The organism is Streptomyces maremycinicus, from assembly GCF_001184025.1.
GTDB classification, from domain to species: Bacteria; Actinomycetota; Actinomycetes; order Streptomycetales; family Streptomycetaceae; genus Streptomyces; species Streptomyces maremycinicus.
This window is the reverse complement of the sequence record NZ_BBYG01000008.1, coordinates 251,764-268,124: the sequence shown is the minus strand read 5'-3', so window position 1 is coordinate 268,124 and position 16,361 is coordinate 251,764. Positions and strand designations below refer to the sequence as shown.

Annotated in this window: 14 protein-coding genes; 13 read left to right on the top strand and 1 reads right to left on the bottom strand. The window is 71.0% G+C overall.

Features of this window, described 5'->3' with window-relative positions; translation table 11 throughout:
- Positions 1 to 3: 3 nt before the first annotated feature.
- The 13 genes from AOQ37_RS01300 to AOQ37_RS01240 all read left to right on the top strand — a co-directional run bounded on the left by AOQ37_RS01300 (position 4) and on the right by AOQ37_RS01240 (position 12,352).
- On the top strand, positions 4 to 1,197 hold the full coding sequence (locus tag AOQ37_RS01300; RefSeq protein ID WP_062640291.1) for a phage tail protein: 1,194 nt from the start codon (positions 4 to 6) through the stop codon (positions 1,195 to 1,197).
- Positions 1,194 to 2,483, top strand: coding sequence for a phage tail family protein (locus tag AOQ37_RS01295; RefSeq protein WP_062640290.1), 1,290 nt, complete (start codon positions 1,194 to 1,196; stop codon positions 2,481 to 2,483). The genes AOQ37_RS01300 and AOQ37_RS01295 overlap by 4 nt, the downstream gene beginning before the upstream one ends.
- A 19-nt stretch (positions 2,484 to 2,502) precedes the next feature.
- Positions 2,503 to 3,423 carry a phage distal tail protein gene (locus AOQ37_RS01290; protein WP_062641343.1) on the top strand — a complete coding sequence of 307 codons (921 nt, stop codon included), beginning with the start codon at positions 2,503 to 2,505 and terminating at the stop codon, positions 3,421 to 3,423.
- Between the two features lie 4 nt (positions 3,424 to 3,427).
- Entirely contained in the window at positions 3,428 to 4,744 is a 1,317-nt protein-coding gene (locus AOQ37_RS01285) for a hypothetical protein (protein ID WP_062640288.1), read from the top strand.
- 73 nt (positions 4,745 to 4,817) lie between these two features.
- Entirely contained in the window at positions 4,818 to 6,032 is a 1,215-nt protein-coding gene (locus AOQ37_RS01280; protein WP_062640286.1) for a hypothetical protein, read from the top strand.
- Positions 6,033 to 6,070: 38 nt separating this feature from the next.
- Positions 6,071 to 7,258, top strand: a complete 1,188-nt coding sequence (locus tag AOQ37_RS01275) for a hypothetical protein (protein ID WP_062640283.1) — start codon at positions 6,071 to 6,073, stop codon at positions 7,256 to 7,258.
- 41 nt (positions 7,259 to 7,299) lie between these two features.
- On the top strand, positions 7,300 to 8,322 hold the full coding sequence (locus AOQ37_RS01270; RefSeq protein ID WP_062640281.1) for a hypothetical protein: 1,023 nt from the start codon (positions 7,300 to 7,302) through the stop codon (positions 8,320 to 8,322).
- Between the two features lie 36 nt (positions 8,323 to 8,358).
- Positions 8,359 to 9,504, top strand: a complete 1,146-nt coding sequence (locus AOQ37_RS01265; protein WP_062640279.1) for a hypothetical protein — start codon at positions 8,359 to 8,361, stop codon at positions 9,502 to 9,504.
- The gene (locus AOQ37_RS01260; protein WP_062640277.1) at positions 9,504 to 10,244 is read left to right on the top strand and encodes a hypothetical protein; all 741 of its coding nucleotides are present in this window, start codon (positions 9,504 to 9,506) and stop codon (positions 10,242 to 10,244) included. Before AOQ37_RS01265 ends, AOQ37_RS01260 begins: the two co-directional genes overlap by 1 nt.
- A 29-nt stretch (positions 10,245 to 10,273) precedes the next feature.
- The gene (locus AOQ37_RS01255) at positions 10,274 to 10,774 is read left to right on the top strand and encodes a hypothetical protein (protein WP_063781098.1); all 501 of its coding nucleotides are present in this window, start codon (positions 10,274 to 10,276) and stop codon (positions 10,772 to 10,774) included.
- Positions 10,775 to 10,895: 121 nt separating this feature from the next.
- The gene (locus AOQ37_RS01250) at positions 10,896 to 11,795 is read left to right on the top strand and encodes a peptidoglycan-binding protein (protein ID WP_062640275.1); all 900 of its coding nucleotides are present in this window, start codon (positions 10,896 to 10,898) and stop codon (positions 11,793 to 11,795) included.
- Between the two features lie 15 nt (positions 11,796 to 11,810).
- Complete coding sequence (locus tag AOQ37_RS01245) at positions 11,811 to 12,089, top strand: hypothetical protein (RefSeq protein WP_062640272.1); 279 nt, start codon at positions 11,811 to 11,813, stop codon at positions 12,087 to 12,089.
- Positions 12,086 to 12,352, top strand: coding sequence for a hypothetical protein (locus AOQ37_RS01240; protein WP_062640270.1), 267 nt, complete (start codon positions 12,086 to 12,088; stop codon positions 12,350 to 12,352). The genes AOQ37_RS01245 and AOQ37_RS01240 overlap by 4 nt, the downstream gene beginning before the upstream one ends.
- 100 nt (positions 12,353 to 12,452) lie before the next feature.
- Here AOQ37_RS01240 and AOQ37_RS01235 read toward each other — a convergent pair whose 3' ends face one another.
- Positions 12,453 to 16,352 (bottom strand): DNA-directed RNA polymerase subunit beta', encoded by a 3,900-nt coding sequence (locus tag AOQ37_RS01235; protein ID WP_062640268.1) that lies wholly within the window; start codon positions 16,350 to 16,352, stop codon positions 12,453 to 12,455.
- Between the last annotated feature and the right edge of the window lie 9 nt (positions 16,353 to 16,361).

Genomic DNA, 16,361 nt, shown 5'->3' with positions numbered 1-16,361 from the left:
AACATGTCTCTCGTACAGTCGCTGAAGAGAACCTCCAGCGCTCTTGCGGACTTCAAAGGGAAGTCCACGGCCGCCGGCACGGCCGCCAAGGAAATCGGTGACAAGGCTCGCGCCGCGGATTCCGGGCTCAAGAACCTCAAGTCGTCCGCCCAGAACTCCGGCGATGAGCTGAAGAAGCTCAAGACCGCCTCCGACCAGGCCGAGAAATCGCTCGGGAAGGCCGGGAAGACCGGTTCCGCCGCCGGGACGAATCTCGGCAAGTACGAGTCCGGGGCGAGCAAGGCGGCCAAGGGCCAGGACAAAATGAACAAGTCGATGAAGGGCAACTTCTTCGGCATGCTCATGGACCTGCTCGCACCGCTCATCGAGAAGGTCGTCGACATGGCGACCAAGTCGAAGACCATGCAGAAGGTCCTCAAGACCGCCTTCGACGTCATCAAGTCCGTGATCGGCACCGTCATGAAGGCCATCGGGCCGATCATGAAGAACGCCGCCAAACTCATCAAGTCGGTCTGGAACGGCATCAAGACGGCGATCTCGGCCGTCGTCAAGGCCGTCGCCACGGTGATCAAGACCTACGTGGCCATCTGGAAGAAGGTCATCACCACCGCGCTGAACGCGATCAAGACGGTCGTCTCCAGCGTCTGGAAGGGCATCAAGGCCGTCATCTCGCCGGTCGTCAACTGGGTCAAGTCCGCGATCCCGAACGCCTTCAAGGCCGTCAAGGACAAGCTGTCCAGCATCTGGGGCGGCCTCAAGGGCATCGCCGGCCGGGCCTTCGACGGCATCAAGAGCGCGGTGAAGGGCCCGATCAACGCGGTCATCGGCATCATCAACCGCGCGATCGGCGCCCTCAACGGCATCAAGGTGTCGATCCCGGGCTGGGTCCCGGGCGTCGGCGGCAAGACCTTCGGCGTCAGCCTGCCGAGGATCCCGATGCTGGCCACCGGCGGTGTCGTCATGCCCCGCTCCGGCGGTGTCCCGGCGATCCTCGCCGAAGCCGGTGAGGCGGAGGCCGTCCTGCCGCTGAGCAAGCTGGACCGCTTGCTGCGGCGGGCCGCCGCCCAGGGGCCGGCCTACGCCGGGGCCGCCGGGGCGGGCGGCGCGCTGCACATCGAGCACTACTACGCGGCCGAGAGCAGCAGCCCGCAGCGGACCGCCGACGCGCTGATGTTCCTGGCGAAGGCACGCGGATGAGCGCCGCCGCGCTGCCTGCGGGAGGCGGGGCGGCCGACCTGTTCGCCGGGGTGGCACCGGCCCTCCAGGCCTTCCGGACCGGGCTGGGACAGAGCACCGCGACCGCGCGCACCCTCGTCGGCCGGATCAGGAGCGCCGCCACCGGCGTCGACGCCGTCCGTTCCGCCGCCGCCCAGGGCGCCACCGCCGTACGTCAGCTGAAGACCGGCGCCGACGCCGCGAGCCGCTCCGTCGCGAAGACCGGGCGGACCGCCGCCGAAGCCGCCTCCGGCATCACCTCGGCCGGCACCCGCGCCAAGGGCGCCGGCACGTCACTCGGCGCCGTCAAGTCCGCCCTCGGTGGCGCCTTCGCCGTCGTCGGCGCGCTCATCGAGGCCTCCGGGGTGCTCGGCGACCTGATGGGCGCCTTCGGCACCGCCATGACCATCGGCTCCGGCGTGATGCTGATCGTCAACGCCCTCACCCGTGCCAACCCGATCGGGTTCGTCACCGGCCTGCTCCTCCCGGTGGCCGGCTGGCTGATGGACCTGGCGCTGAACTCCGAGACCGGCCAACGGCTGATGGAACAGCTCGCCACCCTCGTCCTGAAGTACGTCGAGGGCTACCTGACCCTCATGACCCCGCTGCTCAAGGCGATCGCGAGCGCGGTGAACACGTACGTCACCGGCTACCTGGCCGTCATCACCACCGCGCTCACCGTCATCGGCACGCTCCTCGGTACCGGCTTCGCCGTCCTCAGGGCACTGACCACCGGCGACACCCGAGCGCTCAGCGGCAAGGTGTCGTCGCTCTGGCGGGGGTTCAAGGACGCGGTGAAACCGGCGCTGGACTGGATCAGCAAGGACATCCCCCGGATGTTCACCCGGATCAAGGAGGCCACCTCCAGCACCCTGGGCGCGATGGGGAAGTTCGTGACCACCGGCGCGCAGACCGTCGCCGGTGTGGTCAAGGGGCCGATCACCGGGCTCATCGCCTTCGCCAACTGGGTCATCGACGGGCTCAACTCCCTGAGCTTCTCGATCCTCGGCAAGAAGTTCGGCATCCACCTGGACAAGATCCCGATGCTCGCGGAGGGCGGCATCGCCGTCCCCGGCGCGTCCCGGGGCGCGGGCCGGGTGCTGCCGCTGACCACCCTGGAGCGGCAGCGGGCGCTCGCCCGGCGCACCGGCGCACCGGCGCACCGACCGGCCCACCGGGTCAAGGAGTTCCACGAGAGCGCGGGCACGGGCCCCCGCGGCACCGCGGAAGACCTGCTCTTCCTCGCCTCCGCCCACGCCCGCACATGAGAGTGAGGTGACGGCCGCCATGGCCGAGATCACGACAACCGAACACACCGACGACGTGCCTCCCGGCTCACTCATCACCCGCGACGGGCAGATGCAGTGGGCCGGACTGCTGATGGGCCCCGGCACCTCCTACGAGATCGACCGCGGCGGCCTCAGCGGCTGGGAGGACCTGCCGGAGTACGACTCCTCCGACGCCGACCACCCCACCGCGCACGGCGCCTGGCCGGGCGCCCGCTACGCCAAGCCGCGCCGAGTCGGCGGCACGGTGTGGACCGTACCGGCGCAGGACGACACCGCCTCCTCGCTGACCGCCACCCGCGTCCTGCGCCAGGCCCTGCTGCTCGGCGACGCGGAGCGCTGGCTGGCGGTGCGGCTGCACGGCGAGACGCTGGCCGTACGGGCCCGGGTGAGCCAGCGGGTGCTGGCCGCCGACCGGACGTACACCACACAGGGCGTCTCGCGCGCCTCCGTGCAGTGGTACGCCACCGACCCGCGCCGCTACTCGGTCACCGAGCAGACCGCGGTCACCGGCGCACCGCAGCCGGAGAGCGGTCTGACCTGGCCGCTGACCTGGCCGCTGTACTGGGGCCAGGCGGCCTCCACGGGGGACGTCAACGCCGACAACGGCGGCTCCGCGCCCACCCACCCGGTGATCACCTTCACCGGCCCGTGCACCAAACCGACGGTGACCGACCGGACGTCGGCGCAGCGGCTGCGCTACGAGATCGCGCTGGCCGCCGGCGACGAGCTCGTCGTCGACACCGCCGCCGGCACGGTCACCCTCAACGGCACCGCCTCCCGCCGGCACACCGCGGCCGCGGACAGCAGCCCCGAGGAACTCTTCGCGTTCGCCCCCGGCCGCGCCCAGCTGGCCTTCCGGCCCGACACCTACGGCACCGGCGCCCAGATGACGGTGCGCTGGCGAGAAGCGGAGTGGTGACCCCATGACCGTGCGAGCCGCCTGGCTCACCGAGACCGGCCAGACCCGGGAGGACACCCGGGTCACCCTCTCCGGACTGCTCACCCCGAACGCCCTGGTCGCGGAGAACGTCCCGCTCAAGGCCCGCGGCGGTATCGTCCCCGGCGGCTTCGCCCTCACCGGCGCCCCCGGGGCCATGACCTGCACGATCGGCACCGGCCGCGCCTTCGTGCAGGGCGGCCGGACCACCCAGGGCACCTACCCCGTGGCGGTGACCGAGGCCGAGAGCCTGACGATCGACGACGGCGACCCCACGCACCAGCGGATCGACCTGGTCGAACTCGTCGTCCAGGACAGCACCTACGACGGCACCGCGGACACCGTGGCACGCGTCCGGCTGGTCAAGGGCACCCCCGCGGCCACGCCCCAGCAGCCGGTGGGCCCCGACGGCAGCACCCTGCCGCTCTACCGGATCCTGGTGCCCGCCGGGGCGTCGGCCGGCTCCGGCGGACTGGCCTGGGACTCCGCCGTCACCAGCCTGCGCTACGCCACGGTGGCTCTGGGCGGCATCGTCCCCGCCACCGGTTTCAACGGCGCGTACGCCGGCCAGTACCGGGACAACGCGGGCGTCCTGGAGCGCTGGGACGGCACCGCCTGGGTCGCGTACCCCAAGGGCGTCGGCGGGATCCCGCCGGCCGGGACCCTCACCGCCGGCAGTTACGCCGGCCAGTACCAGGAGGACCCCACCGGACCGCTCCAGCGCTGGAACGGCCAGGCCTGGGTCGCGTACCCGAAGTCCGTCGGCGGCATCGCCCCCGCCGGCACCGTCGCGACCGGCTCCTACCCCGGCCAGTACCGCGAGGACTCGGCCGGTCTGCTCCAGCGCTGGAACGGCTCGGCCTGGGGTTACGCGGAGGGCCGCACCACCGTGCTGCTCAGCGTCTCGCAGACCGTCTCGCAGTCGGTGGCCCACAACACGTGGACCCAGATGAGCATGCAGAGCACCGACGTGGACGACGCGGCCGGCTGGTCGGGGTCCAACACCTACACGGTGCCGAGGGCCGGCTGGTGGCGGGTGTCGGCCAATGTCACCTGGTACACGGAGTCCACCTCGGGCTCGCGCGGTGCCCGCGTCTACCTCAACGGCGGCGGGGTCGCCCGCGCGACCTGGCTGATCGGCGCGGGCCCGGGCGCGACCTCCGTCGGCGGCACCGCCCTGATCCGGTGCGCGGCCGGCGACAAGCTCGCGCTCTACGGGCTCCAGAACTCCGGTTCGACGATCACCACCCTCGGCGGCTCCGGCTACTACACCAACCTCGCCGCCGAATGGCTCAAGTCCTGACGCGCCCTGACGGACCCTCATTCCCTTTCCCCACCCCCGGAGTCCGCCTCCGAAGACCACGGGAGACCAGCAGATGAACCTGCGCAGCTCATGGGTGGCCGAGATCGGCCAGACCCGCGAGGACACCCGCCTGACCCAGCTCGGCGCGACCACCCCGGCCAACCCGCTGGACGTCCGTTCCGGCATCCTGCCCGGCTCCTACGACGGCCAGTACCGCCTCGCCGGCTTCTGGCTGGAGGGCGGCGCGGGCACCATGACCGGCACCGTCCACGAGGGCCGGGCCGTCATCCAGGCCGACAGCAACCAGGGCGCCTACCCGGTCACCCTGGCCGAGCCGATCGGCCTCACCTTCGCCGACGGCGACGCCTCCTACGGCCGGATCGACGTCGTCGTCCTGCGCGTCTACGACGACCTGTACGACGACTCCGGGTTCACCAAGGCCGCCGTGGAGATCGTCCGGGGCACTCCGGCGGCCACCCCCGTCGTGCCCGCGCTCCCGGAGATCGCGCTGCCGGTCTACCAGGTGGCCGTCCGGGCCGGCATCAGCGCCGGCAAGGGCGGGATCAACTGGAGCACCGACGTGACCGACCTGCGCACGCCCACCGTCGCGGTCGGCGGCATCCTGCCCGTGTACGGCGAGACCGGCAACGGCGCCTACCCGGGCCAGTACCGCGACTCCGGGGGCGCCCTCCAGCGCTGGGACGGTTCCGCCTGGGTGTCCTACCCCGGCGCGCTGGGCGGCATCGCCCCCTCCGGAGCGGTCACCACGGCCAGTTACACCGGCCAGTACCGTGACACCCCGGCCGGGCTCCAGCGCTGGAACGGCACCGCCTGGGTGACCTACCAGCCGGTCCCGACCTGGACGAACTACACCCCGGTCTGGCGCTGCGACACCGGCACGGCGCCCACGATCGGCAACGGCACGCTGGCCGGGGCGTACGTGAAGACGGGCACCGTCGTCACCTTCCGGATCTACCTCAAGATCGGTTCGACGACCAACCTGTCCGCCCAGGACGCCAACGGCGACTGGTCCTTCTCGCTGCCGGCCGCACCGGTCTCCACCGCCTGGAAGCTGGACGGCCGGGTCCTGAACGCGGAGGCCTTCGACGACTCCGCCGTCCTGCTGTACCAGGGCAGCGGGCTCCTCGCGGTGGCCAACGGCGGTGTCGTCCGCTCGCTGCGCGACAGCCTGAAGACCGGCACCAGCCCCTGGGACAAGTCGGCCCCGTTCACCTGGGCCGCCAACGACATCCTCTCGATCCACGGCACCTACGAGTCGGCCTCCTAGCCGGCCCGCCGGCGGGCCTCCTCACGAAGGGAACCACCATGGCCGTACGTTCCGCCTGGCTGTCGCCCGACGGCCAGACCCGGGAGGACACCCGGGTCACCCAGATCGGGGCGGTCACCCCGGTCACCGACATCAAGGGGCGCTCGGGTGTCCTGCCCGGCTCCGAGAACGGCCTGTACCGGGTCACCGGGCTCTGGCTGAACGGCACCGCCGGCGGCATGACCGCCAGCGTCGGAGTGGGCCGCGCCGTCGTCCAGACGTCCGTGGCCCGCGGCGCCTACCCGGTCGCCGTCACCGAGCCGGTCCCGCTCACCTTCGACGCCGGCGACCCCCAGTTCGGCCGCGTCGACCTCGTCGTCCTGCGGATCTACGACGACGCCTACGACAGCTCCGGCCGCACCGAGGCCGCCGTGGAGATCGTCAAGGGCACCGCGGCCGCCACCCCGGCCGCCCCCGCCGCGCCGGACGCCTCGCTCGTCCTGTTCACCGTCGCCGTCGCCAAGAACGCCGGCGCGGGCAGCGGCGGCATCGACTGGGACAGCGCCCGCGTCGATCTGCGCCCCACCACGGTCCCGGTCGGCGGCATCCTGCCGACCCGTTCCGACGACACCGCCCCCGGCGGCTACCCCGGCCACTACCGGGACGTCAACGACACGCTCCAGCGCTGGAGTTCCACCGCCTGGGTGCCCTACCCCAAGGGCGTCGGCGGGGTCGTCCCGGCCGGCGTGCTGACCACCGGCGGCTATGCCGGCCAGTACCGCGACTCCTCGCTCGGCCAGCTCCAGCGCTGGAACGGCAGCGCCTGGCAGCCGGCCGTGCCGGGGCCGGCGTTCGCCCAGTCGCTGGACGCCGGGACCACCGCCTCGACGACGTACACCGCCGCCCTGGCCTCCACCGCCGTCACGGCGCTCACGCTCAACTTCACCGCGCCGCCGTCCGGCGCCGTGCTCATCGGTCTGGGCGCCCGGATGTCCTCGGGCGGCGAGACCGCGCAGGCGCACATGTCCCCGCAGGTCACCCTGGGCTCCACGGTGATCTGGGCGGCGGACGACGAGCGCGCCGCCTCCGGGTCGGGCGCCGTGAGCAAGTCGACGTCCACCCAGCTGCGCCTGGGCTCCCTCACCGCCGGCTCGACCTACACCGTGACCGCGATGCACCGGTCCAGCAACGCGAGCTTCACCTGCGCGTTCGACACGATCTTCCTGCGCGTCGACCCGATCGCCTGACCAGCGTCCGCTCCCGCCCGTTCTCCCGAAAGGAGTCGACCATGCCCGTGCGCTCCGGCTGGCTCTCCCCCGACGGCCAGTCCCGTGAGGACACCCGTCTCGTCTCGCTCGGCGCCCTGACCCCCACCTCGCCCGTCGCCACCCGCTCCGGCGTCCTGCCGGGCTCCGCCGACGGCGCCTTCCGCATCGCCGGCTTCACGCTCACCGGCACCGCGAACAGCATGTCCGCCACGGTCAGCCCCGGCCGTGCCGTGCTCCAGAGCACCGACGCCAGGGGCGCCTACCCGGTCGCCCTCACCGAGTACCTGCCGGTGACGTTCGCGGACGGCGACGCCCAGTACAACCGCGTCGACCTGCTCGTCCTGCGGGTCTACGACGACGCCTACGACGGCACGGGCCGCGCCGAGGCCGTCGTCGAGATCGTCCCGGGCACCCCGGCCGCCGCCCCGACGGTACCGGCGCCGCCCGGCCTGTCGCTCCCGCTGTACGAGGTCACCGTGCCGGCCAAGGCGAGCGCCGGCACCGGCGGCATCGCCTGGGCCACCGCGCTGGTCGGCCGCCGCACCGCCACGGTCGGCGTCGGCGGCATCCTCCCGGTGACCACGGACACCTCCAACGGCGCCTACCCGGGCCAGTACCGGGACCTGAGCGGCGTGATCCAGCGCTGGTCCGGCACCGCCTGGACCGACTACCAGCCGCCGCTCGTCGTGGAGACGACCACCGCCGGGGTCACCGCCCAGGGCAACTGGTCGCTGTCGTGGTTCGGCGCCCGCCGCACCCGCGGTGTGTGCTCGTTCAGCGTCGGTCTCACCCGCGTCACCAGCGCCCTCACCGCGACGGCCGCCGGCACCACCAACCCGGGCAACGTGGGCGACGAGCTGATCTGCACCCTCCCGGCCGGCTGGCGGCCGGTCCTCGAGACCTACGCGTCCGCGAGCGACGGCTACGCCGACGGTGCCGTCCGGATCGCCGCCGACGGGTCGGTCCAGCTGATCAGCTGGTCGACCAGCGGTGTCATCCAGGTCGGCAACGTCGTGCGCTTCTCCGCCTGCTTCGTGCTGTGAGCGCGACCCGCACCGGCCCTGGGAGCTGACCGCCGTATGACCACGACCACCACCCCCTACCGCGCGATCTTCTGCGATCTGCGCACCGACGACACCATCGACATCCTGCCGCTGCGGGACGTCACCGTCGACGACTACATCGGCAAGGCCGGATCCCTCTCCGGCACCGTCCCCGTGCCCAACGCGGAGATGGCCGCCCGCGTCCGCCGCATCGAGGAGGGCCGCACCGCGGTCTACCTCCAGCGCGGCAACGACCTGTGGTGGGGCGGCATCATCTGGACGGCCACCCTCCAGAGCGACGACCGGGGCGTCCTCACCCTCGGCATCCAGGCGGCCACCTTCGAGTCGTACGCGGGCCGCCGCCGGATCCGGGCCGACCTCTCCTTCCCCGGGACCGACGACCAGCTGGAGGTGGCCCGCAAGCTGTGGCGGCACCTCCAGACCGGCGAGCTCGTCGACGACGGCACCCCGCCGGCACCGACCGGCGGCGACATCGGCGTCACCTACGGGACCGAGACCTCCGGACGGGCGCGCTCGGTGTCGTACCGCGACGGCGACGAGACCGTGTACCTGGAGGCGCTCGACGCCCTGGCCGCGCTGGAGAACGGCTTCGAGCACTACATCGCCGTCTACCGCGACCCGGTCGACGGCGCCCGGGTCCGCCGGCTGCGGCTGGGCAGCCCGAGGATCACCACCGGCAGCACCGACCTGGTGATGGACCGGCCCGGCACGATCCTGTCGTACACCTTCCCGCGCGACGCCACCCGCGGCGGGACCACCGCCCGGGCCCGCGGCGCCACGGACAACACCAACCAGGCCGTCGAGTCCCGTCCGCTCTTCGCGGACGCCGACATCCCCGACGGCGAGGCCCTGATCGCGGTCGGCTACCCGCGGATCGACCTCGCCTCGGACCACAACGACATCGCGAGCACGACGGTCCTGCGGTCCCTGGCCAACGCCGAACTCGCCGAGGGCACCGGCGCCGTGGTGATCCCCGAGATCAGCGTCCGCCTCGACGACCTGGTGCCGTCGGCGCTGCTGGGCCGCACCGTCCGGCTCCGGATCACCGACGAGTGGTGGACCGAGGGCCTGGACGCCCGCTACCGGATCATCGGCGTCAAGGTCAGCCCGGCCCAGCGCGGCCGCCCCGACACCGCCGAGCTCTACCTGGAGGAGGCCTGATGCCCCAGCTCCCCGAAGACATCATCGACCGGCTCACCCAGATGGAACGCCGCATCCAGCAGCTGTCCACCGCCGTCAACACCCGTCCCGCCCTCAACACGATCACCGGCGGCGAGGTGGAGATCAAGGACGGCACCCTGAAGGTCACCGACGGCGGCACCCTCCTGGTCCAGCGCCCCGGCAGCACCGACACGATGTTCCGGGTCGGCTCCTGGAAGGACGCCGAGTACGGCCTGGAGATCCACCGCCAGACGGGCAGCCTCGCCATGACCCTGTTCAACGGGGACGGCAACGCCAACTCGCTCCAGCCGCTGCGGATCTACGACAACGGCAACCGGGAGATCTTCTCCGACGACGTCAACAGCGGCGGTCTGGCCCGGCCCTGGCTGGCCATGCTGCCCCCGCAGGACTCGGCGGCGGCACGCTGGCCGCAGACCGCCTCGACGGCCTGGACGACGATCGCGCTGTCGTACAACCCGGTCTGGCAGCCGAAGATGCGGCTGCGGCTGAGCACCGCGGCCAGCTCCGGCGCGGCCGGCCAGGTCAGGGTGCTGGTGAACAGCGCCCAGTGGGGGCCCACGGTGGCCGCGGGCACCGAGTTCGACTACACGGACCTGATCAGCACCACCTTCTCGTCCGTGTACACGACCACGGTCAAGGTCGAGATCCAGGCCGTCGTCACCTCGGCCTCCGGCACCGTCCACGCCACCCCGGTCCTCATGCACGGCCGCCAGAGCTGACCCCGACACCACAGGAAGGCAGCGCGTCCATGGACATCGACCCCACCCAGCCCTGGGGCCTCGCGATCGACTACGCGGGCCGGGCCACCCTCACCGAGAGCGGCCACACGATCCACGTCAACATCTCCGACACCAGCCTCAGTTCGGTGATCGGCCCCGACCCGATCAGCAATACCTATTCGCCGGTCAACGTCACCGCCCAGTTCACCGAGAGCGGCGAGGGCGGCGCGGTGCTGCGCGGCACCGGCCGCATCACGATCATGCCCGTCGGCGCGGACCCGGTCGTTCCCGACCCGACGGCCGTCGGACAGGCGGTCGCCGCGGCCCTGGCCGACTTCGCGGCCGGCGCGGCGGCGTACGCCGCCCTGTGCGCCCGCTGGCAGGACGACGGCTCCGAGAACGGCGACGGCACCGCCCCGGACCCGGAGACCGACCCCGAGACCGACCCCGAAACCGTCCCGGGGACGAACCCGGAGGCGGCCCCCGAGCCGGACCCCGAGCCGGATCCGGAGACCGACGCCACGCTCTGAGGCGTCACCGCCCGACCCCCGCTCCCCCTCCCCCTCGCAGAAGAACCACCCCGCCACCCCGTGCCGCCCCCCGCCGGCCGGGGTTTTCTCATGCCCGAACACTCCCCAGGGAGGCACCACCATGGCCAACCCCCTGTCCCCCGACGCCCTCGTGTCCGCACTGCGGGCCGAGGGCGTCACCGTCGTCGAGCGCGCCGGTTGGCGCACCAACAACCGCAACCACAAGGGCAGTTGGGGACCGGTCAACGGAGTGGTCGTCCACCACACCGTCACCTCCGGCACCGCCGACAGCGTGAGCCTGTGCTTCGCCGGCCACTCCGCCCTGCCCGGCCCCCTCTGCCACGGCGTGATCGCCAAGGACGGCACGGTCCACCTCGTCGGCAACGGCCGCGCCAACCACGCGGGCAGCGGCGACGGCGACGTACTGAAAGCGGTCATCGCCGAGAAGGCGCTGCCCGCGCCGAACGAGAACGACACCGACGGCAACGTCCACTTCTACGGCTTCGAGTGCGTCAACCTCGGCGACGGCAAGGACCCCTGGCCGGCGGTCCAGCTGGAGGCCATGGTCCGCGCCTCGGCCGCACTGTGCCGGGCGCACGGCTGGTCCGCCGCCTCCGTGATCGGCCACAAGGAGTGGACGAACACCAAGATCGACCCGCGCGGCTTCGGCATGGCCGACTTCCGCGCCCGGGTCGCCGCCCGGCTGCGCAAGCCGACCACCCCGAGCACCGGCACGGGCACCGGCACCGGCACCGGCACCGGCACCCCGCGGTATCAGCCGTTCCCCGGCGCCGCCTGGTTCCGGAAGAACCCCAAGTCCGCCGTCGTCACCGCGCTCGGCAAGCGCCTGATCGCCGTCGGCTGCTCCGCCTACACCTCCGGCCCCGGCCCGCAGTGGACCGAGGCCGACCGGCTCTCCTACGCCAAGTGGCAGCGCAAGCTCGGCTACACCGGCTCCGCCGCCGACGGCTGGCCGGGCGCCACGTCCTGGGCGGCCCTGAAGGTCCCGTACAGCTCCTGAGAATCGAGGCTCACGATGTCAGAGGCCGCCAAGCGCACCCTCCGTACCGTTCTCCAGACCGCTGTCGGCCTGTGCGTCCTGCTGCCGACGGTCGTCGACGCCGCCGGCCTTCCCGGCACCCTGCCCTGGGTCGCCGGCGCACTGACCGCCGCCGCCGGTGTCACCAGGCTCATGGCCCTGCCCGCCGTCCAGGCACTGCTCCCCGGATGGCTGCGGACGAACACGCCCGTCAACGGCGACGCCCGGTTGCTGTCCCTCGCGCACGGCGAGGGTGCGGAAGGGAAGGACGCGTGAACGAACCCCACCCGTTCTCCGACCCGACCGCCGTCGCCGTGGAGCTGGAACGCCTGCGGGGCACGGTGGAAGCGGGTTTCGCCCGCGTCGACGGCTCGCTCGCCCTGCTGGTCCAGCGCAGCGACCAGACCGACCGGCAGATCGCCGACCACGAGCAGCGCCTCGACGCCCTGGAACGCTCCCGCTGGCCGCTCGCCAGCATCGGCGCCCTGGCCGCCCTGGCGACCGTCGCCGTCACCGCCTGGGAACTGACCGGCCGCTAGGGCCGGTCCCCGGCCCCGTCCCACCCCAGGACACGCTCCGGACACGCCGAAGGGCGGCCACCCCGTACGCAACGGGGTGACCGCCCTTCGGAACCAACTACTACTGGTTGTACGGACCGTAGTCGTAGTCCTCCAGCGGAACGGCCTGGCCGGAGCCCGTGCCGAACGGCGAGTAGTCGATGTCGTCGTAGCCGACGGCCGAGTACATCGCGGCCTTGGCCTCCTCGGTCGGCTCGACCCGGATGTTGCGGTAGCGGGACAGACCCGTACCGGCCGGGATGAGCTTACCGATGATGACGTTCTCCTTGAGGCCGATCAGGGAGTCGGACTTGGCGTTGATCGCCGCGTCCGTCAGCACCCTGGTCGTCTCCTGGAAGGACGCCGCCGACAGCCAGGACTCCGTGGCCAGCGAGGCCTTGGTGATACCCATGAGCTGCGGACGACCGGAGGCCGGGTGACCGCCCTCCTGCACCACACGACGGTTCTCGACCTCGAACTTCGAGCGCTCGACGAGCTCGCCGGGCAGCAGCTCGGCGTCGCCGGACTCGATGATCGTCACCCGGCGCAGCATCTGCCGGATGATGATCTCGATGTGCTTGTCGTGGATCGACACACCCTGCGAGTTGTAGACCTTCTGGACCTCGCCGACCAGGTGGACCTGGACGGCACGCTGGCCCAGGATGCGCAGCACGTCGTGCGGGTTGGTGGCACCCACGGTGAGCTTCTGGCCCACCTCGACGTGCTCGCCCTCGCTGACCAGGAGTCGGGCGCGCTTCGAGATCGGGAACGCCGTCTCGTCGCTGCCGTCGTCCGGCGTGATGACGATCTTCTTGGTCTTCTCGGTCTCCTCGATCCGCACGCGGCCCTGGGCCTCGGAGATCGGGGCGACACCCTTCGGGGTACGGGCCTCGAAGAGCTCGACGACACGCGGCAGACCCTGGGTGATGTCGTCACCGGCCACACCACCGGTGTGGAAGGTACGCATCGTCAGCTGGGTACCGGGCTCACCGATGGACTGGGCGGCGATGATGCCGACCGCCTCACCGATGTCGACCAGCTTGCCGGTGGCCAGCGAGCGGCCGTAGCACATGGCGCAGGTGCCGACCTGGGACTCGCAGGTCAGGATCGAACGGGTCTTGACCTCCTCGACACCGTGTCGCACCAGCTGGTCGATGAGCACGTCGCCCAGGTCCACGTTGGCCGGCGCGATCACCTTGCCGTCGATGACGACGTCCTCGGCGAGCATGCGGGCGTAGACGCTGGTCTCGACGTCCTCGGCCTTGCGCAGCACGCCGGCCTCGTCGTGCGAGGCGATCCGCAGCTTCAGACCGCGCTCGGTGCCGCAGTCCTCCTCGCGGATGATGACGTCCTGCGAGACGTCCACCAGACGACGGGTCAGGTAACCCGAGTCGGCGGTACGCAGGGCGGTGTCGGCCAGACCCTTACGGGCACCGTGCGTCGAGATGAAGTACTCGAGGACGGACAGGCCCTCACGGAACGAGGCCTTGATCGGACGCGGGATGGTCTCGTTCTTCGCGTTCGACACCAGACCACGCATACCGGCGATCTGCCGCATCTGCATCATGTTTCCTCGGGCACCCGAGTCAACCATCATGAAGATGGGGTTCGTCTTGGGGAAGTTCGCGTTCATCGCCTCGGCGACCTCGTTGGTCGCCTTGGTCCAGATCGCGATGAGCTCCTGCGTGCGCTCTTCCTTGGTGATCAGACCACGCTCGTACTGCTTCTGGACCTTCTCGTCCTGGGCCTCGTAGCCCGCGACGATGGCCTTCTTCGCCTCGGGGACGACGACGTCGGAGATGGCCACGGTGACACCGGAACGGGTGCCCCAGTAGAAGCCGGCCGCCTTCAGGTTGTCGAGCGTCGCCGCCACGATGACCTTGGGGTAGCGCTCCGCGAGGTCGTTGACGATCTCGCCGAGCTGCTTCTTGCCCACCGAGTAGTCGACGAACGGGTAGTCCTCGGGCAGCAGCTCGTTGAAGAGCGCGCGGCCCAGGGTCGTCCGCAGACGGAAGGTGTCACCCTGCTGCCACTCCGGCTCGCCCTCTTCGCGGGCCGGCGGGGTCCAGCCGCGCGGCGGGATGGTGCCCACCGGGAAGCGGATGTCGATCGCCGACTGGAGCGCGAGCTCACCGGCGTCGAACGCCATGATCGCCTCGGCCGTGGAGCCGAACGCGCGGCCCTCGCCCTTGGTGTCACGCAGTTCGCCGTCGGTGGTGAGGAAGAACAGACCGAGGACCATGTCCTGGGTCGGCATCGTCACCGGACGGCCGTCGGCGGGCTTCAGGATGTTGTTCGAGGACAGCATCAGGATGCGGGCCTCGGCCTGCGCCTCCGCGGAGAGCGGCAGGTGGACGGCCATCTGGTCACCGTCGAAGTCCGCGTTGAACGCGGTGCAGACGAGCGGGTGGATCTGGATGGCCTTGCCCTCGACCAGCTGAGGCTCGAAGGCCTGGATGCCGAGGCGGTGCAGGGTGGGCGCACGGTTCAGCAGAACCGGGTGCTCGGCGATGACCTCTTCGAGGACGTCGTACACGACCGTGCGGCCGCGCTCCACCATGCGCTTCGCGCTCTTGATGTTCTGCGCGTGGTTCAGGTCCACCAGGCGCTTCATCACGAACGGCTTGAAGAGCTCCAGCGCCATCGCCTTCGGCAGACCGCACTGGTGCAGCTTCAGCTGCGGACCGACGACGATCACGGAACGCGCGGAGTAGTCCACACGCTTGCCGAGCAGGTTCTGACGGAATCGACCCTGCTTGCCCTTCAGCATGTCGCTGAGGGACTTCAGCGGGCGGTTACCGGGACCGGTGACCGGGCGACCACGACGACCGTTGTCGAAGAGGGCGTCGACGGCCTCCTGGAGCATGCGCTTCTCGTTGTTCACGATGATCTCGGGCGCACCGAGGTCGAGAAGCCGCTTCAGGCGGTTGTTCCGGTTGATCACACGGCGGTACAGGTCGTTCAGGTCGGAGGTCGCGAAGCGGCCACCGTCCAGCTGCACCATCGGGCGAAGGTCCGGCGGGATGACCGGCACGCAGTCCAGCACCATGCCCTTGGGGCTGTTGCTGGTCTGGAGGAACGCGGAGACGACCTTCAGGCGCTTGAGCGCACGGGTCTTCTTCTGGCCCTTGCCGGTACGGATGATCTCGCGGAGACGCTCGGCCTCCTCGTCGAGGTCGAAGGACTCCAGGCGCTTCTGAAGCGCCGCGGCACCCATCGAGCCGTCGAAGTACGTGCCGAAGCGGTCACGCAGCTCGCGGTAGAGCAGCTCGTCGCCCTCGAGGTCCTGGACCTTGAGGTTCTTGAAGCGGGCCCACACCTCGTCGAGACGGTCGATCTCGCGCTGGGCACGGTCGCGCAGCTGCTTCATCTCGCGCTCGGCGCCTTCGCGCACCTTGCGGCGCACGTCGGCCTTGGCACCCTCGGCCTCGAGCTCGGCCAGGTCGGTCTCGAGCTTCTTGGCGCGGGCCTCGAGGTCGGCGTCGCGACGGTTCTCGATCTGCTGACGCTCGACGGAGACGTGCGCCTCCAGCGAGGGCAGGTCACGGGTCCGGCGCTCGTCGTCGACGTACGTGATCATGTACGCCGCGAAGTAGATGACCTTCTCGAGGTCCTTGGGAGCCAGGTCCAGCAGGTAGCCCAGACGGCTCGGGACACCCTTGAAGTACCAGATGTGCGTGACGGGAGCGGCGAGCTCGATGTGACCCATCCGCTCACGACGCACCTTGGCGCGGGTCACCTCGACGCCGCAGCGCTCACAGATGATGCCCTTGAAGCGGACACGCTTGTACTTGCCGCAGTAGCACTCCCAGTCCCGGGTCGGACCGAAGATCTTCTCGCAGAAGAGTCCGTCCTTTTCGGGCTTGAGCGTGCGGTAGTTGATGGTCTCGGGCTTCTTGACCTCGCCGTGGCTCCACTGACGGATGTCGTCAGCGGTAGCCAGACCGATCCGGAGCTCGTCGAAGAAGTTGACGTCGAGCACTATGCGTCA